General features: G+C 75.3%; 1 protein-coding gene. It reads left to right on the top strand.

The genetic code is table 11. The features are described from left to right. Nucleotides 1-659, top strand: a 659-nt coding sequence (locus tag AB8Z36_RS42010) for a beta-ketoacyl synthase N-terminal-like domain-containing protein (protein ID WP_369218565.1), incomplete at both ends; no start/stop codon positions are given.

Raw genomic sequence — 659 nt, forward strand, 5'->3', positions numbered from 1 at the left:
GACTACGGCTATCTGGCCCGTACGGGCGGCACGGACCTCCAGGGCTACTGGGGCATCGGCACCCTCGCCGCCGTCGCGTCGGGCCGGATCGCGTACACCTTCGGCTTCGAGGGGCCCTCGCTGACGGTCGACACGGCGTGCTCGTCCTCGCTGGTGGCCACGCACCTCGCCATGGGCTCGCTGCGCTCGGGGGAGTCCTCCCTCGCGGTCGTCGGCGGTGTCACCGTCGCCTCCACGCCCACGGTCTACCAGGAGTTCTCCCGTCAGCGCGCCCTCTCGCCGGACGGCCGCTGCCGCTCCTACGCGGCCACGGCGGACGGCACGGGCTTCTCCGACGGCCTCGGCGTGCTCGTCCTCGAACGGCTCTCCGACGCCCGCCGCAACGGCCACCGCGTCCAGGCCGTCCTGCGGGGCTCGGCGGTCAACCAGGACGGCGCGAGCAACGGCCTGACCGCGCCGAACGGCCCCGCCCAGGAGCGCGTGATCCGCGACGCGCTCGCCGACGCGGGGCTCGCCCCCGCCGACGTGGACGCCGTGGAGGGCCACGGCACGGCCACCGTGCTCGGCGACCCGATCGAGGCACGCGCGCTGCTCGCCGCCTACGGACAGGACCGCCCGGCCGGACGGCCGCTCTGGCTCGGCTCGCTCAAGTCCAACAT

The organism is Streptomyces flavofungini, from assembly GCF_041028215.1.
Taxonomy (GTDB): domain Bacteria; phylum Actinomycetota; class Actinomycetes; order Streptomycetales; family Streptomycetaceae; genus Streptomyces; species Streptomyces flavofungini_B.